Genomic DNA, 15,680 nt, shown 5'->3' with positions numbered 1-15,680 from the left:
CATGACAACAACCGTATTTACCGGCCCTTCGATTTCACCGAATGAGGTGCATTCCGTTCTCCCGCAAGCTCGAGTGCTTCCGCCGGCAAAGCGTGGGGACATATACAAAGCTAGGGAAACCGGAAGTACTCGTATACTTCTCATCGACGGTTCCTTTTCGCACGTTCTGCCTGTTTCACCGCGAGAAGTTGTGGACGTTGCTACTGACGGCGCGCAGGTCCTGGGGTCCTCCAGTATGGGTGCTGTTCGAGCAGCCGAATGCTGGCCAGCGGGTGTGCAAGGCGTGGGCGCCGTGTATCGAATGTACCGCTTGGGTCTGTTTGATTCTGACGACGGTGTCGCGGTCGCGACAAATCCTGAAGACGGGCACCGCGCTGTAAGTGTGGCTCTTGTCAATATTCACGCCGCCGTTCGAAAGCTCTATGGCCTAAATTTGATTACTAGATCCCAAGCAGTTGACCTGTACGGAACCGCTGCGGGTATGTATTATCCTGACAGGATTTGGCGGCTTATTCTAAAGAGGAGCGGATTGGTTGATCCCGATGGGTCCCTAGAAGCAATTTGCGTTGGTACTGATATAAAAAAGCATGATGCACTAAGGGCTCTTAAGTATCTAGCGTCGACGGCCGATGGCGGTATTGTTCACAACAAGGCTCGACCATTCGTTGCGGGGCCGCGTTACCTGCCGCATGATCCGCTACTTGGATATGATAGAGAACAAATCACACCTGCACTGGCCCGTTTCGTATTTGGGAGTGGGCGTTTTAAGAAGTACTTGCCACTGCTCTTGAATAGTGAATCTAAGCCTCCGATTGAGGGGCGTAGTCGACTTGCTCATTCTTTGCCCGGGGACTCCTCGATTGGGTCTGCGCTAGCTGAAATTCTAGCGGATCATCGAGAGGCCTCCTTGCGCCTAATCGGCATAATGGAAAAATTTGCCCAATTTTCCACGGAGGTGATGCTATGGCACGCGATGACGCAACTCAGAGATCATAAGATTCGGACTGGGGTCGTCGTTACTTTTCATCATGAGACTGAAGTAAGGGAGAATATCGCGAATTCTCACGGATATCGTCGTTGGGACTTGCTGAGGCAAGATTTGCGGGATGGGATTCTGCCTAACGGCATACCTTTTAGTTGGATTGATGAGGCCCGCGCCGATCTGACATTCTCCAGAGCGTAAACGGGTTAGGCAAAGCCATTAGCTGAGTACTTCTGTGCTGAGCGGGTATGGCATACGAGACCGGTGTGGTGTGGGCACTGGATTCAACGGCTCGGTCGGGTGGTGCTGCTCGCAGGGAGGGGAATTTCTGTGAGGCGCCGTGCAGAGCGAGGTTGCGTAGGCCGGTGGTGCGGGCAGCGTGAATGCGGGTCCTCGGCGCGGGCCCGCAAGCGGTGCCGCTGCTCCAGTTCGGTGATCAGTGGGTCCTTGGTATTAGTGGCGACGCGGTCAGCGTAGGCTTTTCGCCCTTGTGTGATTGAGCGTTTTCAGCGTTGCCCCTCCAGGGGCAGGGTCGTTGAGAAGCGTCGAGGTGGGCGGTTCGTCTGCTGAGCGCGTGATGTGACGACTCGTCGGCTCTCGATGGTGTCGGGTCCTGAAGCAGTGCAGGCATGGCCGCTGCTGATCACGTGGGTGTCGAATCTGAATGAGCACCGAGCGAGTCCATGCCTGCCCACCAGTCTTCCCGTATGCCCTCCTGCCTGGAACAACTGGGGGATGCCTCCAGTCTCATCGCACTGGAAACCGTAGCTGACCTGCGCACATACCTGAATGACGTGTCCGATCCGCGACGGCGTCGCGGGATCCGCCCCCTATGGACGGCGCTGCTGACCACAGTGGCCGCGGCTGTCCTGGCCGGCGCCACCTCGATGGCCGCGATCGGCGAGTGGGCCGAGGACGCTCCGCAACGCGTCCTGTCCCGGCTCGGGTTCCGCTGTCGGCGTACGGAGCTTTCTGGTGTACGCCGACATCCACCCCGACCCGCTGACCGGCCTCATCCGCCCGCCACACCCCACGACCATCCGCCTCGTCCTGGCCGCGGTGGACGATGACGCCCTGGACAAGGCCATTGGCCGCTTCCTCGACGAACGAGGCAGCCCTCCCACGAACCGACGCGTGATCGCTATCGGCAGGGAGACGGTGAGAGGCTCTCGCACCAAAGACCAGCCAGCCATCCCACTGATCGCGGCGATGACCCACGAAGGCGATGTCCTCGCCCAGATGCAGGTCGACGGCAAGAGTCGAGTAGCCGGAGGGAATTTCGCCCCCCGGCTCTCACGGAGTGAAGTAGGCCGCCGACGAGGTGCCCGTGGTTCGGGTCCTTTTCCGACGGCCCCTTCCCGAACGGTACGGGCCAGTTTCCCGGCATACCGCTCTCCAGTGATCATTTCCGAGTAGTGGCTGTTCCCCGTCCCGCGTGGATTTCCTGATGGCAGTGTTCGCAGACCACGAGGGTCTTGCGTTTACGCATGGCCATCAGACGTACCCATTGCGGCCGTTCCGGCCGTCCCGGTTTGTTGAGATCGGCGAGTTTGCGGACGTGGTGGACTTGCAGTCCGTCCCGTCCCTCGCACATCTCACATTGCCCTGCCAGGAGCCGGTGAATCAGCTCGTTGCGTTTGGCAGTGGCCATGACGGGCTGGCGGTCGATGATGACGGTTTTGCGCTGTCGCTTGAGCGGGATCCCGCCGAAGCGGGCGACCAGTGGTTTCTTCCACTTCTCACGTTGCACCGTGACCTGGAAGCACGTCCGCCGGCCGTCAGGAGTATCGACGGTCGCTTTGTACCTGCGGGCCATCTTCGTGACGGTCGACTTGTGCTTGCTGGCCAGGGTCTTGAGCATCGAGGTCTCCATGACCCAGCGCAACGGTCCCAGGCGTGAAACGTCCTGGGCGAGAAGGTAGTACTGGACGAACCCCCGATACTCGGAGCCGTACTTCGCGACGATCGTGAAGTCCTCGTCGTGAAGCAGCGGACCGCGCAACGCGGGTTTTCCTCCGCTCATGTAGCGGGCGCATCTGTCCCGGATGACGTCCCTGGGCACGAACAGGCCGATGGCGCCGTTGACCGCCCGGCGATTCCGAGTGATCTTCGTGTCGGCATGCTGTGCTCTGATCTCGTAGCCGAGGAAGCGCGCCGCCTGGCTGGTGGCGTGCGTGATCAGGGTTTTAGGCTCGGACAGTTCCAGCTTGAGCTCGTCACGCAGGAACTCCCTGATCCTTTCCTTGATCTCAACGGCCTCGCTCTTGGGACCGGCGAACCCGAGCAGGAAGTCGTCGCAATACCGAACGTATCGAAGACGCCGATACCCAGGATCGTTGGGGTCTTGACTCGGCAGGGAACGGCGTTCGCGCCGCAGCGCCCGCACCGCTTCCCGGTCACCGTGTCGCCTGGCCCTCGCAATCCGGTTTTCGACGATCTCATACGCACGGTGGGTGCGTCGTCGTCCACCCCGGTTGTAATCCGGAAATAGCTGCTGTTCAACGAACTGATCGAACCGGTCCAGATAGATATTGGACAAAATCGGTGAAGCAACACCGCCTTGCGGTGCTCCGCTGAGCGTGTCGTTCCACTGCCAGTCCCCCAAATACCCGGCCTTGAGCATCCGGTCGATCAGTTGAAGGAACCGGCCGTCGTGGATCCTCTCCGCCAACGTTGAGAGCATGACACTATGGTCAGGACTCCCGAAACAGTCGGAGATGTCTCCCTCGATCATCCAGTGCGTTCCCTTCCATACCGACACCACCTCATCAAGAGCGGTGTGGCAACCCCGTTTGGGGCGGAAACCGTGTGAGCGGTCGGAGAACTGGACGTCGTAGTACGCCTCAAGGAGTATGCGCACTACTTCCGCGACCAATTTGTCCGACCACGGAGGCATCCCCAAAGGGCGCTTCCCGTTCTTCTTCGGGATATACACCCTCCTGGCTGGGGACCACCGATAGGACTCCGCACGCAGAGCCGTGATGATCCTGTCAATCTTGGCCAGGGACATACCGTCCACGGTCTCCTGGGTGGCCCCGGGCGTCATCGCGCCCTTGTTGGCGTAGATGCGACCGTAGGCCAGCAGGAATAACTCTCTGTTGAACAGCTGCCGATACAGCCTTTCCAGCGGCAGGCCACGCCTGCCGCGCTCCCGGATGACGCCCAGGACGGTTTCAGCACTCTGCAATTTCGCATCCCTCCCCGTCTGAACATCCTGATTACCTGTGCCCCTTCGCCCTCATTCCGGCTTTCCCGGACTTCGCGGCCGGTCGTTACTCCGGCGACTACTACGGGCACTCCGTCGCCATAGGGCTCGCGCCCCGTAGGCGATCCCGTGGTACGTCTTCGCTATACGTATCGAGCACGACGTAGGTCGCCCACTCATTCCCTTGACCGCCCTCGTTGTGCGGCGCCCTGCACCATGGAGGTTGCCCGGTCTCACGGTTCACGCCCGGGCATGGCGCAAGCGTCGATTACAGGCGTTGTTTCGACGGTGCGTCACTTTCACTCTGGGAATTAGGCTTCAAGCAATCCAGCCTTGACCGTATCGTGCGGGCCTTGCGGCACGACGTCCTGAACGCCTCCGGCACGTCCACCGCTTTCCCGGCATGCTATGGTCCCCTCTCGCTTTCGCGTTCAGGTAAGCCGGGTGACCCAAGAACCTCCCTCCAAGTTCCTCCCGATTGCGTCGGGGATACAGCGAAGCGCCTCACGGCGCACACCGTGCGTAAAGATCTCCCTTTACACGGCTCTTGCCATCCTGATCACCAGCCCGAGGACGCTGCGGTGGTAAACTGCCACTGGGCGAACATGCGGGGATACCGCTTCGCGATCTCCCCCATCTTCCCAAGGGCCTTACGCAACGCCGAGAGCCGCCTGTACTTCTTCCGGATCCATCACACCAAGTAGGCGTTGATGCGCTGCAGGAGAGGGATCAGGGCCGATCGGTAGAACCGGCCGTAGTAGTTGATCCAGCCCGCCACGATCGGATTGATCCGTCGGGCGAGCTCCACGAAGGAGAGGTCGGACCGTCGGTGAAGACGCTTCCCTGCCGATCCTCTTCAAGGCGTCCTTGCTGATCGCGGGCTCGAAGGACAAGAACCGCCTGCCCTGCTTGTCCTGCGACTTCCGCGCGCGAAACGTGTACCCGAGGAAGGTGAACTCCTTGTGCTCATACGAGCCCTGGCGTTTCCCGTCCCGGCAGTAGACGATCCTGGTCTTGTCGGGATGCAGGCGCAGCCCGACTTCCTCCATCCTGTCCGTGAGCGCGGCCAGCACCTGGCGGGCCTGACGCTCCGAGACGCAGTGCACGACCGCGTCATCGGCGTAACGCTCGAACGTGACGGCGGGGAACTCCCGGTCCAGCCACATGTCGAGCGCGTAGTGCATGAACAGGTTCGCGAGCACGGGCGAGACCGCTGAGCCCTGTGGGGTTCCACGGTCCCGCTGTTGCAAGGTGCCGTCGGGCAGTTGCAGCGGGGCTTGGAGCCACCGCTTGACATACAAAATCACCCAGACGGCGTCGGTGTGCGCTTCCACGGCCTTGACGATGAGGTCCCAGCGGACACCGTCGAAGAACTTCTCGATGTCGAGCTCGACCACCCAGTCCTTCCTCCAGCAGCGTGTGGTGCAGCATCGGCTGGTTCCGCTTGACCATGAGCAGGTAGTGCGCCTTCTTCGCCTCCACCAGCCACCTGGCGTGGTCACGGTTGGTGTGCAGGGCGTCGGCACTCACCACGACACCGGCCAGGTCGAACGGGGCCGGCAGCTTCGTGAAGCCGGTGACCTCGGTGGTCTTGTCCGGCACGCGTAGCTGGCTGACGGTGCGTCCGCCGTCCAGGACGGCGGAGAGCAGGTGGGCGGCCGGTCCGGTGTCCGTACGCGAGCCGCGGGCGGCCTTGCCGTCCACGGCCAGGTGCCGGCTGCCAGCGGGTCACATCCGAGCAGGTCGGCAAGCCCGCCGGGACATACGAGGGTCAGGAGGCGGCGGATGGTGGAGGTCGACGGTGCACGGCGCACGCCGAGCGGGCCGCAGGCGCGTACGCCGAGGCGGGCGAGTGCGTCCAGGGGCGCGTGGCGGGCCCACTGGCCCACGGCCAGACAGGAGCGGGCCCCGGCCAGCACCGCGCAGCAGGCGGTGAGCAGGACCGATCCCAGCGAATGGCGCCGGCCCCGCCGATCTCGCGGATCACGGAGAACGGACAGGCGTCCGGCGACATCGTTCACGCCACGCTGGGCGGCAGTGGGCGACTTGGTCAGGCAGACAATGGCAGACGGCGGCACATCGAAGCTCCGGGCAGGCAGGGCGACTTGGGAAGGTCACCCCGTCAACCGGAGCTTCGGTGCCTTCGTGACGGGCTTCCGCAGGATCATCACACCCCGGCGACCTGCACATTTCCATGACCCCCAGAACTTTGAATCAGCCCTGGCTCTACGCAGTCGCAGCATGGACATCAACTACCTTGCGATCAGGGGGTTCGCAAACTTCCCGGTCTTGGGGGAGGTCCTCCGGGCGCGATTATCGACCAACGTGAAGGCTGCATGGGGCTATTGGCGAGGCTGAGTTGCGTAGGGTGATCCGGATCGTCCGCGGTTGGGTGGCCTACTACCGGGGGCGGCATCCACGACGAGGTTCTCGTCGCTGGATCAATACATGTGACGGCTGACCTTCAAATGGGCTGGCCAGGCGTCGCCACTGCAACAAGTCGATGCACTGGGTCGCGCACCGGTACCTTGGAAGGTTCCACCTGTCCCGCGTGATCGATGGGTGTTCGGCGACCGCGAAAGCGGTGCCTTCCTCCACCGGAAATCAGTTGCCACTTTTCCCCACAGCGACAGCCAATAGGAGCACTTGCTCATCGGCTACTATGGGCGTCCGGCCATGCGGAGTAGATTCGCTGTGGAAAAATATGGCTTGACCGCCATTAAGTCGGTATGCTTTGGTAATGCCGTTTCCTAGCATAAAGTAGGTGGCTGACCCCGACCCCGTTTCCGGCTTCCTGTAATGAAGGCAAACGAGAAGATTATAGACCCACTTTTCATTTTCATCCACATGAAGCTTACTGTCTTCTTCAGCCTCGTCATAATAGATGAATGTAGCACCGGAAATTTCGACTGCCGGAACCATCTGCCTGCACCAGTCCATTACTCCCGTTTGCTCAAGACGCAGAATTGCCTCATTTGGGGCGTCAGCAACTTTGTGGCCCGCACAAGGCCTGCCATTCTCGGAAATTGCCGCACTGGCGATCTCTGAGAGGATCTCGATGGTGCCAGGATCGATTATCCCGGCGGGAACCAAGGTGGGTGGAATAGTCCGCCTATCGGCCATTATATCGGCGATCATCTCGGCGACCGTGCGCTGCGGTGATCCCTTTGCTACCGGCTTGCCCGTCGGGGTGGCAAGGGCAAGCATTTGATTCCATGCTTCGAGTTCGCGCACAATTCCTCATTCCTGGACACTGATGATGCGTGGTGACAGTATGCGACTCGTCGGCATGCCATTCCACTGCCGCAGTTAACCTTAAAATAGTAGGTAGTTGAACAGCATTCACTCATGGAGCACGGTCGAGAGTCAACGTCCCACCCACGACCTTGTGGTACAAATTTCGGTACAGACCATTGAGGTTTCGGTGTAAGCAGTAAGGCTTGACCTTTATCTGCGTCACCACGACACCCTCACCCGCATCGCCGCAGCCTTCGGGTTATCCGTCGGCACCGCCTACGCCTACATCACCACCGTGACCGGGCTGCTGGCTGAGCACGCCCCCCGGCGTGCTCAGAACCCTGCGTGAGCACGATTGTCGGCGTACTCCTTAGACGTCGTTTCTTATGGCGTGATCGGTCGTTGAACCGTGCATGACGGATCTGGTTGAGCGGCTGGTGCCGGACGAGTTGTGGGTGCTGTTCCGGCGGGTGGTGCCGCCGACGGAGGTGATACGTCCGCAAGGCGGGGGCCGGCGTCGGGCGGGTGACCGCGAGGCCCTGGCCGCGATCATCTTCGTGGCGACCTCAGGCTGCACCTGGCGACAGCTCCCGCCGGTTTTCGGACCGAGCTGGCAAACGGTCTACCGGCGGTTCGCCCGGTGGAGCCGAGCCCGTGTCTGGGCCCGCCTCCACCGGGTCATTCTCGACGAACTCGGGGCCTGTGGTGAGCTGGACTGGTCGCGATGCGCGATCGACTCGGTCAGCGTCCGGGCGGCAAAAGGGGGCCACTGACGGGACCGAATCCGACCGACCGCGGCAAGAGTGGATCGAAGATTCACCTGATCACCGACCGGAACGGACTGCCTCTGTCGGTGGCCATCTCCGGTGCCAACATGCACGACAGCCTCGGCCTGCAGCCGCTTGTGCGCGGCATCCCACCCATTCGTTCTCCCCGCGGACCCCGACGTCGTCGTCCGGCGAAGCTGCACGCCGACAAGGGCTACGACTACGACCACCTGCGCCGATCGCTCCGCAAGCGCCGGATCCGCCATCGCATCGCCCGTAAGGGCATCGAGTCCTCACAGCGACTCGGCCGTCACCGATGGGTTGTTGAAAGGACGGTCTCCTGGCTCGCCGGCTGCCGCCGCCTGCACCGCCGCTACGAACGCAAGGCAGAACACTTCCTCGCCTTCGTCGGCATCGCTGCCGCCCTCATCTGCCACCGCCGACTCGTCCGTGTGAACCGGCAGGACCAGTCAGTGTGAGGCTCCGACGCTGCTGACCCAGACATCCAAGGGCGCGATCTCCAGTTCGGTCTCGGCCTGCTCCGAGAGGCCCTGCGCGTCGTCCAGATCCGACCAGGGGATGAAGCCCGGCTCGTCGTCGGCCAGAAATCCCTCGACGACCGGACGGAGGTCCTCTGATGCCACATAGGCACCGGTGAACGGCAACGCATCCGGGGCACAGAACCGGTCGAGCACCGGAGCTGCCCTGCCTGTTCGTCGTGCCACACGTAGAACGTCGCCACCCCGGGAAACCCCAGATCGCGAATGCGCTCCCGGACGGCAGCAGCAGTCCGCTCGAAGGCATCCACCACCTCGGTGACGGACAACGAACTCCTGTCCTCGTCCGCCGCACCCAGCGACCAGGTGTTGGTCTCCCACTCCACTCGCCGATCAGCCGGCTCCAGCACCAGGGGCTCGGCCGCCACCTCAGCGATCCACGTCAACAGCACCACAGCAGTATCCCTGCACAGCTCGGCCCGAGAACCACCAAAAGAAACGACGTCTTAGATGACGTCCTGCTTGAAGAAGCGATAGTTCATGGATTGTGCCAGGTTATGGCCGTTTCACCCGTCGCTCGTTTTGCGAGGTTGGAGATCATCGCGAGGCGGATCATGCTTTCGGAGTGCGCCGGTTTGGCCTCGTAGTCGCGGGCGAGGCGACGGTGCATCATGATCCACCCGAAACTCCGCTCCACGACCCAGCGCCGCGGGATCACTGAAAAGCCTTGACCTGCTCGTTCCGTGGAACGACGTCAACGTCGATGCCGAGCGAGGCTCCGTGCTCGATCGCCTTCTTCTTGTAGCCGGTGTCGACCCACGCCTTGCTGATGGTGGGGTGGTCGGCAGCAACGCGGGTGAGGAGCTGGATACCGGCGGCGTTGTCCGAGACGCTGGCGGCGGTCACCATGACCAGCAGTAACAGGCCGAGAGTGTCGACGACGATGCTGCGTTTGCGTCCGACGATCTTCTTGCCGGCGTCGGCGCCTTGGGTGTCCGTGGGTACGCTGGTCGCGGTTTTGACGCTCTGGGCGTCAATGACGCAGGCAGTGGGTTCGGCGGTGCGTCCTGCCTGCTCACGGACCATCCGGTGCAGGTGGAGGCCGAGTTTCTCGATGGTGCCGTCGGCGGTCCAGGCGCTGAAGTAGCCGAACACGGTGGTGTGCGGCGGGAAGTCATGAGGCAGGTAGCGCCAGGGGACGCCGGTCCGGTTGAGGAAGAGGATCGCGTTCATGACTTCCCGCAGGTCGGTGACCTTTCCCCCGAGGTTGAGCGAGTTCTTCTGCCGCTCGGCCCGCCAGGCCGTCAACGTCGGCTCGATCAATGCCCAGCGGGCATCGGACAGATCGCTCAGGTACGGCTGGCGCTGCTGCGAGGAGGTCATAGGGATACTCATGCACGAGGACCACTCCCGGGCATATCGCTCGATCGAGCGAGACAAAAGGCCGTCTTTCAGGAGGTATTCGAACAGGACAGGAGCTATCGGCCTGAACCCTGGCGAAATGCGAGATCAACCCCGACGCGACCGCGGACGCAAACTACCTGTTTCGCCTGTACGCCGTGAATTCCGGCAGGAGCGAACAACCATGAAGCGGCACATAGGTGACGCGAACGTCCTCTTAAAGTGGCCCTGGCAAGATTTCCGTGAAGTGGGGGTATGCCACTGTGCGCCGGTGACGCTCCGTCACGGGTAGCGCGACCGTAAGCGAGTGTGTGATGGCCTCGTACGGATTATGTCTCCCACCTGGATGTGGTGCGGGTGGAACGGGTGTGGTCGGCTGCTGGCGTAGTCCGTATCGACGCTCGGACCCTGGAGTTGATGGTGGCGTGTCCGGACTGCTGCTGCGAGTCGGCGCGGGTGCACAGTCGGTATTCCCGCACGCTGTCCGACGTCGCTGCTGGTGGCCGCCCGGTGCTGATCAATCTGACCGTGCGGCGGTTGTTCTGTGACAATTCGAGCTGTGGCCGGCGGACGTTTGCCGAGCAGGTGAAGGGGCTGACTGCGCGCTACCAGCGCCGCAGTCCGATGCTGCAGCATCTGGTGGAGATGGCTGGCGTATTACTCGCCGGCCGTGGCGGGGCCCGACTTCTGCACATCTTGAAGGCGCCGCTGTCGCGGACGAGTGTGCTGTTCCAGCTGATGCGCATGCGGTTGCCGTCGGCCCCGACACCGCGGGTGCTGGGCGTGGATGACTTCGCGCTGTACGCGCACGTCTACGGCACCCTGCTCGTGGATGCCGACACGCGGCTGCCGATCGAGCTGTGGGCCAGGCGGGACGCCGAGCAGCTGTCCGAGTGGCTGCGGACGCATCCCGACGTGAAGGTAGTGTGCCGGGACGGCTCGCTGGACGGAAACTGGACGGCCGCCCCGACGCCAGCAAAGCCGTTACTTCAACGGCGATCACGCTTCCGCCGCCGCCGGTGCCGGAGGCCGCACTGCCCACGACCACAGTCCCCCAGTGCGCCGGCCCCGGCAGGACCAGCACCCCCATGACACGTGTGCTGGCCATCCTGCAGGCAGAACCCGAACGGCTATGGCGCTCAAGGGAGATCGCCGAACTCCTCGGCGACGTCACTCTCGTTGCCACCCACCGACAACTCGCCCGCTGGACCAGAAGGGAATGATCAAGAGGGTCCGCACGGGGCGCTACGCGGCCATCACACAGGAAACGGCACCTCTTGCGTGACCTGCGAAAACGCTAACTACCCGGCCTTGGGGGAACTTCAGCGTACGCATGACGATGTCGTACCGGAACGCGACCCCTTCCGCCATGAACTCCATATGACCGTTGCAGGAACAACGCCGCAACCCTTGGCGCGCAAGTCCTATACCTACGTCGAGGAGTCGAGTATTTTTAAAATCGATCCACTCCTCGATGAAGAAATGAGATCATGAAGATCAAGGCAGTGACTCTCGCTTCCACCGTTGCTTTAGCTGTCGGTGGTGCCCTTATGTCGGCCGGTCAGGCAAGCGCCGCGGCCGAAAACTGTCGCACGGGGTATTTCTGCATTTACCTCAACGGTAACTGGCAGGGCGAGATGGCGACCTATAGCAGCACCTGCGTGTCTGCCATTCAAGGAACCTTGCCCGGCCAGTATCTGAACGACCATACCTCGTCGGTGGCCAACAAGACGACAAAGAACCTCAAGCTCTACGAGCACACGAACTTCGGTGGCCGGTACATCAACGTGCCGGCTCAAAGTATTATTGATTTGACAAAGAACGTCACCGTTTACCACAACAATGGCACCTGGTCTCACACCGGACCCTTCAACGACGTTTTGTCGTCGTTCTGCTAGCCTCTGCTAGCCTCGATCTTTCTTGAGGGTCCGCCGACGGAGTCGGCGGACCCTTTTGCTTTCTGGACAGGGCCTTTGAGAAGTCTCAAGGTGGGCGGTTCGCCTGCCAGGTCCCTCCCTTCCCCTGGATGCAGAACAGGCATGGCCGCTGGTGATCATGTGGGTGTTCGGTCGCGGCCGGGGGCAGGGTGCGGGAACGACGGGCCGGGGGTCGATGCCGCGGGCCCGGTCCGCGGCGGAACGGTCGGCGCGGCCGCCCAGAAGCCGCTGGACCGTCTCGGGCGGGACGGCGGCGAGCAGGCCGACGCGGTGGATGCCGTAATCGCGCACGGTCCGTATCCCGAGCGGCTGCGGCAGCAGTTCGAGGGCGTGATCTGGAGATTCAGGACGGGCGGGCAGTGGAGGGAGATGCCGACCGAGTTCGGTGCCTGGCCCACCGTCCACAATCGCTTCCGGCAGTGGCGCGACGCCGGTGTCTTCGAGGCCCTGCTGGAGGGGCTGACAGCCGAGGCCGCCAAGCGCGGCAAGGTGGACTTGTCGCTGGTCAGTGTGGACTCCAGCACCGCCCGCGCCCACCATGACGCCGCCGGGATGCAGCTTGGTGAAGACATGCTCACCACCCTGGAGAAGGCCGCTGCCGAGGAGGAGAAGGCCCGGTCAAAGGGGGTGATGGGCAAGGACAAGACGGGTGAACCGCAGACAGTGACCCCGTCCGGGAAGAACGACGCCGCCTGAAGGCCGCTCTGCTCGGGGGCTCGCGCGGCGGGCAGACCAGCAAGATCCACGTCGCCTCCGACCGTAAGTGCCGTCCGCTCGCACTCCTCCTCACCGCCGGGCAGGCGGCCGACAGCCCGCAGTTCGTCCCCGTGCTGAAGAAGGTGCGGGTCCGCGGCCCGGCCGGCCGCCCCCGCACCCGGCCCGACGCGGTCGCCGGGGACAAGGCGTATTCGTCCCGAGGTAACCGCGCCTACTTGCGAAGACGCCAGATCAAGGCGGTCATCCCGGAGAAGAAGGACCAAGCCGCCAACCGGAAGAAGAAGGGCAGCCGGGGCGGTCGGCCCGTCGGCCACGACGCCGCCCTCTACAAGGAGAGGAACACCGTCGAGCGCCTGATCAACAAGCTGAAAGCCTGGCGGGGCATCGCCACACGCTGCGACAAGACCCCCCAGAGCTACCTCGATGGCCTGCATCGCCGTGCCTCCATGATCTGGATCAACGACCTCACGCAAAGCACATCTTGATCACAACCAGATACAGGCCCTAGCTAACGCGTCATCCGGATCTCTGAACGCCACGGCGTCTCCGCCCTCGCCGACGACGCGCCCCTATCGGAGCCTTGGGTGATCACGCCGGTCAGACGCCCGCGTCTCGGAGAACTCACTCACACATCGCCGGCGATCAGCAACAGGGCTCTGTCAGCGGCAGGGGCACCAGTCGCACCAGGATCGTAGGGCTCACATCCTGGCGGATCTTCCACCGAGCCTGCGATGCAGTCCGAACCGGCTCTCGTCACAGCCCCGAGTACCCGCCCGCTGACCGACCTGACCTGCCAGTCGGCCCTACCCCTTCCGCCAGCAGCCCAGGTCGCGCAGCCTCAGGAATTCCGACTACGGCACCGGCCTTCTGGAACGTTCCTACGTCAGCCCCTGGCCCGATCGGCCCGCAACCAACAGGCTCCACAAGATCGACCAGGGGCAAGGCCGGCGCTTCTTTCGGCTGCACCCACAGTGGGCCGGGGCCGGTTAGTCAGTGCTCGAGCCGCGCTGTCGGGTCAGGCGGGCTGCCCGGTGGGCATGATCGTGACCTGCTGCAGGTTGGCCCGCGGGGGCAGCGAGACGGTGAACACGATCGTCTCGGCGATGTCCTCGGAGTGCAGCATGATGTCGTGGATTCCGGCCGTCCACTCCTGGACACCCCGGTCGGTCACGTGGTCGTGCAGCTCGCTGTGCGTCATACCGGGCTCGATCGCGGACACCCGGACGTGCTTCTCGCCCAGCTCGGCGCGCAGGTGGCGGGAGAGCTGCGTGACGTAGGCCTTGGTGGCTGAGTAGACGGCGAAGTTGGGAAAGATGTTCTTCGCGGCGATCGAGGACACGTTGACCAGGTCGGCCACGCCCCGCTCGGTGCCCGCCGCGACCAGCTGCGGCAGGAACGCGCCGAAGACGTTCATCAGGCCGGTAATGTTGAGGTCGATCTGGCGCTGCCACTGGTCCGTACGCAGCTCCTCGACGGGGGCGGGGAGCATCACTCCGGCATTGTTGACCAGCAGGTCGACGGTGCCGAGATCCCGCCTGATCCGCTCGGCCGCGGCGCCCACTGCATCGGCGTCGGTGACATCGACGCTCAGCGCAAGGGCAGTGCCGCCGGTTTTCTCGATCTTGTCGGCCAGGTCCTGGAGGCGGTCGGCGCGGCGGGCCAGGAGTGCGACCTTGGCACCGCGGGCGGCGAGTTGCCTCGCAGTGGCCTCGCCGATGCCGCTGGAGGCACCGGTGACCACAGCGATGCGGCCGGCGAGCGTGGTGTCGTTGATCAGTTCAGACATGGTACGAAACTTCTTTCGTGGCTGTCAGGCGCGGCGGCCGGGTTCGTGCCGCCTCGTCCAGCAGATCACTGACCACAGACCGTGCAGGGCTCGGAGCTGGCCCCCTCGTGACTGGTACCGGCAGGACCAGTCACAGCTCTCGCGTTCCACGGCCGAGCCCGCAGACTGGATACATGAAGCAAACTGCCGAGCTCGGCGAGTTCTTGCGCTCCCGTCGCGCCCGGCTTCAGCCGGGAGACCTCGGGATAGCGCCGGACGCCCGTCCGCGCCGCGTGGCCGGGCTTCGCCGCGAGGAGCTGTCCCGGCTCGCCGGGATCAGCACCGAGTACTACACGCGGCTGGAACAGGGGCGGGCGGGCAACGTCTCCGAGGAGATCCTGCACGCCCTGGCTCAGGCCCTGCGCCTGGACCGGACCGAGTGCGCCCACCTGATGAACCTGGCGTCCGCCGCCACCGGAGCAACTCGTCGGCGTTCCCCCGAGCGTCCACAGAGGGTCCGCCCAGGCCTGTGGCATCTCCTGGAAACGCTGGAACACGTGCCGGCGTTCATCCTGGGGCGGCGCACCGACGTCCTGGCGGCCAACCCCCTCGCCCGTACCGTCCTCACCGACTTCGACGCCCTCCCGGCCAACCAGCGCAACTACGCCCGTTACCTCCTCCTCGACCCCGCCGCCCAGGAGCGCTGCCTGGACTGGGAGCGAACTGCGGCGGAGACGGTCGCCATGCTGCGCCTCGACGCCGGCCGTCACCCCCACGACCGGCAGCTGACGACCCTGATCGGTGAACTGTCGGTCCACAGCCAGCAGTTTCCCCTCTGGTGGTCCGACCACCAGGTCCGCCAACGCACCCACGGGCACAAGCGCTACCATCACCCCCTCGTCGGCGACATCACCTTCCGCTACGAATGTCTCTCCCCGCCGGATGACCCCGACCAGACCCTGTGCGTCTACACCGCGGGCCCTGAACCCTCCGACCGGGAGAATCTGGCGCTTCTGGGCAGCTGGGCCGAACGCGACAGCACATCCGACGTCGGCACCTCCCACAACACTGCACGCGACTCCATGCAGCAGGACTAGTACTCCAGCAGGATTTCGGTGTCTGACCTGCGGGTTTCGCCGGGCCGCTGAAGCGTAGTGGGCCGCGGAGTGGTC

General features: G+C 63.4%; 14 protein-coding genes and 6 pseudogenes. 12 read left to right on the top strand and 8 right to left on the bottom strand.

The features are described from left to right. Position 1: 1 nt before the first annotated feature. The 3 genes from DN051_RS48085 to DN051_RS45675 all read left to right on the top strand — a co-directional run bounded on the left by DN051_RS48085 (position 2) and on the right by DN051_RS45675 (position 2,398). Positions 2 to 1,183, top strand: coding sequence for a TfuA-like protein (locus tag DN051_RS48085; protein ID WP_112443340.1), 1,182 nt, complete (start codon positions 2 to 4; stop codon positions 1,181 to 1,183). Positions 1,184 to 1,665: 482 nt separating this feature from the next. Continuing rightward, positions 1,666 to 2,052, top strand: a complete 387-nt coding sequence (locus DN051_RS48080; RefSeq protein WP_112443339.1) for a transposase family protein — start codon at positions 1,666 to 1,668, stop codon at positions 2,050 to 2,052. Beyond that, positions 1,958 to 2,398: a transposase family protein gene (locus DN051_RS45675; protein ID WP_162625158.1), complete on the top strand. Its 441-nt coding sequence runs from the start codon at positions 1,958 to 1,960 to the stop codon at positions 2,396 to 2,398. The genes DN051_RS48080 and DN051_RS45675 overlap by 95 nt, the downstream gene beginning before the upstream one ends. Here the strand turns inward: DN051_RS45675 and DN051_RS44400 are convergent. The 5 genes and pseudogenes from DN051_RS44400 to DN051_RS45670 form a co-directional block, all read right to left on the bottom strand. Further along, a complete protein-coding gene (locus DN051_RS44400; RefSeq protein ID WP_199315038.1) occupies positions 2,385 to 4,169 on the bottom strand; it encodes a reverse transcriptase/maturase family protein in 1,785 nt (594 codons plus the stop codon). The genes DN051_RS45675 and DN051_RS44400 overlap by 14 nt on opposite strands. 577 nt (positions 4,170 to 4,746) lie before the next feature. Beyond that, a pseudogene (locus tag DN051_RS44395) lies at positions 4,747 to 5,614 on the bottom strand (reverse transcriptase domain-containing protein); the annotation flags it as partial. A gap of 31 nt (positions 5,615 to 5,645) precedes the next feature. Beyond that, positions 5,646 to 5,891: pseudogene (locus DN051_RS47660) on the bottom strand (ISAs1 family transposase); the annotation flags it as partial. Between the two features lie 53 nt (positions 5,892 to 5,944). Then, positions 5,945 to 6,208 (bottom strand): annotated as a pseudogene (locus DN051_RS47655) (transposase family protein); the annotation flags it as partial. Between the two features lie 583 nt (positions 6,209 to 6,791). Further along, positions 6,792 to 7,421: a hypothetical protein gene (locus tag DN051_RS45670; protein WP_162625229.1), complete on the bottom strand. Its 630-nt coding sequence runs from the start codon at positions 7,419 to 7,421 to the stop codon at positions 6,792 to 6,794. A 217-nt stretch (positions 7,422 to 7,638) separates the two neighbouring features. On the opposite strand from DN051_RS45670, the gene DN051_RS44385 reads away from it, so the two are divergent. Both DN051_RS44385 and DN051_RS44380 read left to right on the top strand, forming a co-directional pair. Beyond that, on the top strand, positions 7,639 to 7,773 hold the full coding sequence (locus tag DN051_RS44385) for a transposase family protein (protein WP_425471828.1): 135 nt from the start codon (positions 7,639 to 7,641) through the stop codon (positions 7,771 to 7,773). Positions 7,774 to 7,837: 64 nt separating this feature from the next. After that, positions 7,838 to 8,670, top strand: a protein-coding gene (locus DN051_RS44380; RefSeq protein WP_199315037.1) for an IS5 family transposase whose coding sequence is annotated in 2 segments (ribosomal slippage) — positions 7,838 to 8,192 and positions 8,192 to 8,670 — 834 coding nt in all. Because the reading frame shifts where the segments join, the coding sequence is not laid out codon by codon here. Here the strand turns inward: DN051_RS44380 and DN051_RS47140 are convergent. Further along, positions 8,662 to 8,916 carry a hypothetical protein gene (locus DN051_RS47140; protein WP_246041241.1) on the bottom strand — a complete coding sequence of 85 codons (255 nt, stop codon included), beginning with the start codon at positions 8,914 to 8,916 and terminating at the stop codon, positions 8,662 to 8,664. The genes DN051_RS44380 and DN051_RS47140 overlap by 9 nt on opposite strands. A gap of 310 nt (positions 8,917 to 9,226) precedes the next feature. After that, positions 9,227 to 10,071, bottom strand: a pseudogene (locus DN051_RS44370) (IS5 family transposase). 435 nt (positions 10,072 to 10,506) lie between these two features. On the opposite strand from DN051_RS44370, the pseudogene DN051_RS48075 reads away from it, so the two are divergent. From DN051_RS48075 to DN051_RS44355, 6 genes and pseudogenes are all read left to right on the top strand, one after another. Next, positions 10,507 to 10,581, top strand: a pseudogene (locus DN051_RS48075) (hypothetical protein); the annotation flags it as partial. Between the two features lie 18 nt (positions 10,582 to 10,599). Continuing rightward, on the top strand, positions 10,600 to 11,181 hold the full coding sequence (locus tag DN051_RS44365) for a hypothetical protein (protein WP_246041299.1): 582 nt from the start codon (positions 10,600 to 10,602) through the stop codon (positions 11,179 to 11,181). Then, entirely contained in the window at positions 11,178 to 11,312 is a 135-nt protein-coding gene (locus tag DN051_RS47455; protein ID WP_281289079.1) for a hypothetical protein, read from the top strand. Before DN051_RS44365 ends, DN051_RS47455 begins: the two co-directional genes overlap by 4 nt. 58 nt (positions 11,313 to 11,370) lie before the next feature. After that, positions 11,371 to 11,583, top strand: a complete 213-nt coding sequence (locus DN051_RS45665; RefSeq protein WP_159053998.1) for a hypothetical protein — start codon at positions 11,371 to 11,373, stop codon at positions 11,581 to 11,583. Then, positions 11,580 to 11,987 (top strand): peptidase inhibitor family I36 protein, encoded by a 408-nt coding sequence (locus DN051_RS44360; protein ID WP_112443336.1) that lies wholly within the window; start codon positions 11,580 to 11,582, stop codon positions 11,985 to 11,987. Before DN051_RS45665 ends, DN051_RS44360 begins: the two co-directional genes overlap by 4 nt. A 330-nt stretch (positions 11,988 to 12,317) precedes the next feature. Then, positions 12,318 to 13,228: pseudogene (locus tag DN051_RS44355) on the top strand (IS5 family transposase); the annotation flags it as partial. A 530-nt stretch (positions 13,229 to 13,758) separates the two neighbouring features. On the opposite strand, the gene DN051_RS44350 reads toward DN051_RS44355, so the two are convergent. After that, positions 13,759 to 14,529, bottom strand: coding sequence for an SDR family oxidoreductase (locus DN051_RS44350; protein WP_112443335.1), 771 nt, complete (start codon positions 14,527 to 14,529; stop codon positions 13,759 to 13,761). Positions 14,530 to 14,702: 173 nt separating this feature from the next. Here DN051_RS44350 and DN051_RS44345 point away from each other — a divergent pair, with 173 nt between their 5' ends. Further along, complete coding sequence (locus DN051_RS44345; RefSeq protein WP_053764199.1) at positions 14,703 to 15,605, top strand: helix-turn-helix transcriptional regulator; 903 nt, start codon at positions 14,703 to 14,705, stop codon at positions 15,603 to 15,605. The last annotated feature ends 75 nt before the right edge of the window (positions 15,606 to 15,680 follow it).

Origin of the sequence: Streptomyces cadmiisoli, assembly GCF_003261055.1 — a bacterium.
Classification (GTDB): Bacteria; Actinomycetota; Actinomycetes; order Streptomycetales; family Streptomycetaceae; genus Streptomyces; species Streptomyces cadmiisoli.
This window is presented reverse-complemented; position numbering and strand designations above follow the sequence as displayed.

Bases quoted from the DNA above. Each gene is read 5' to 3' on its own strand.
- DN051_RS48080 (WP_112443339.1), top strand. From the start codon at position 1,666: ATGCCTGCCCACCAGTCTTCCCGTATGCCCTCCTGCCTGGAACAACTG.
- DN051_RS48085 (WP_112443340.1), top strand. From the start codon at position 2: ATGACAACAACCGTATTTACCGGCCCTTCGATTTCACCGAATGAGGTG.
- DN051_RS44360 (WP_112443336.1), top strand. From the start codon at position 11,580: ATGAAGATCAAGGCAGTGACTCTCGCTTCCACCGTTGCTTTAGCTGTC.
- DN051_RS47455 (WP_281289079.1), top strand. From the start codon at position 11,178: ATGACACGTGTGCTGGCCATCCTGCAGGCAGAACCCGAACGGCTATGG.
- DN051_RS44350 (WP_112443335.1), bottom strand. From the start codon at position 14,529: ATGTCTGAACTGATCAACGACACCACGCTCGCCGGCCGCATCGCTGTG.
- DN051_RS44345 (WP_053764199.1), top strand. From the start codon at position 14,703: ATGAAGCAAACTGCCGAGCTCGGCGAGTTCTTGCGCTCCCGTCGCGCC.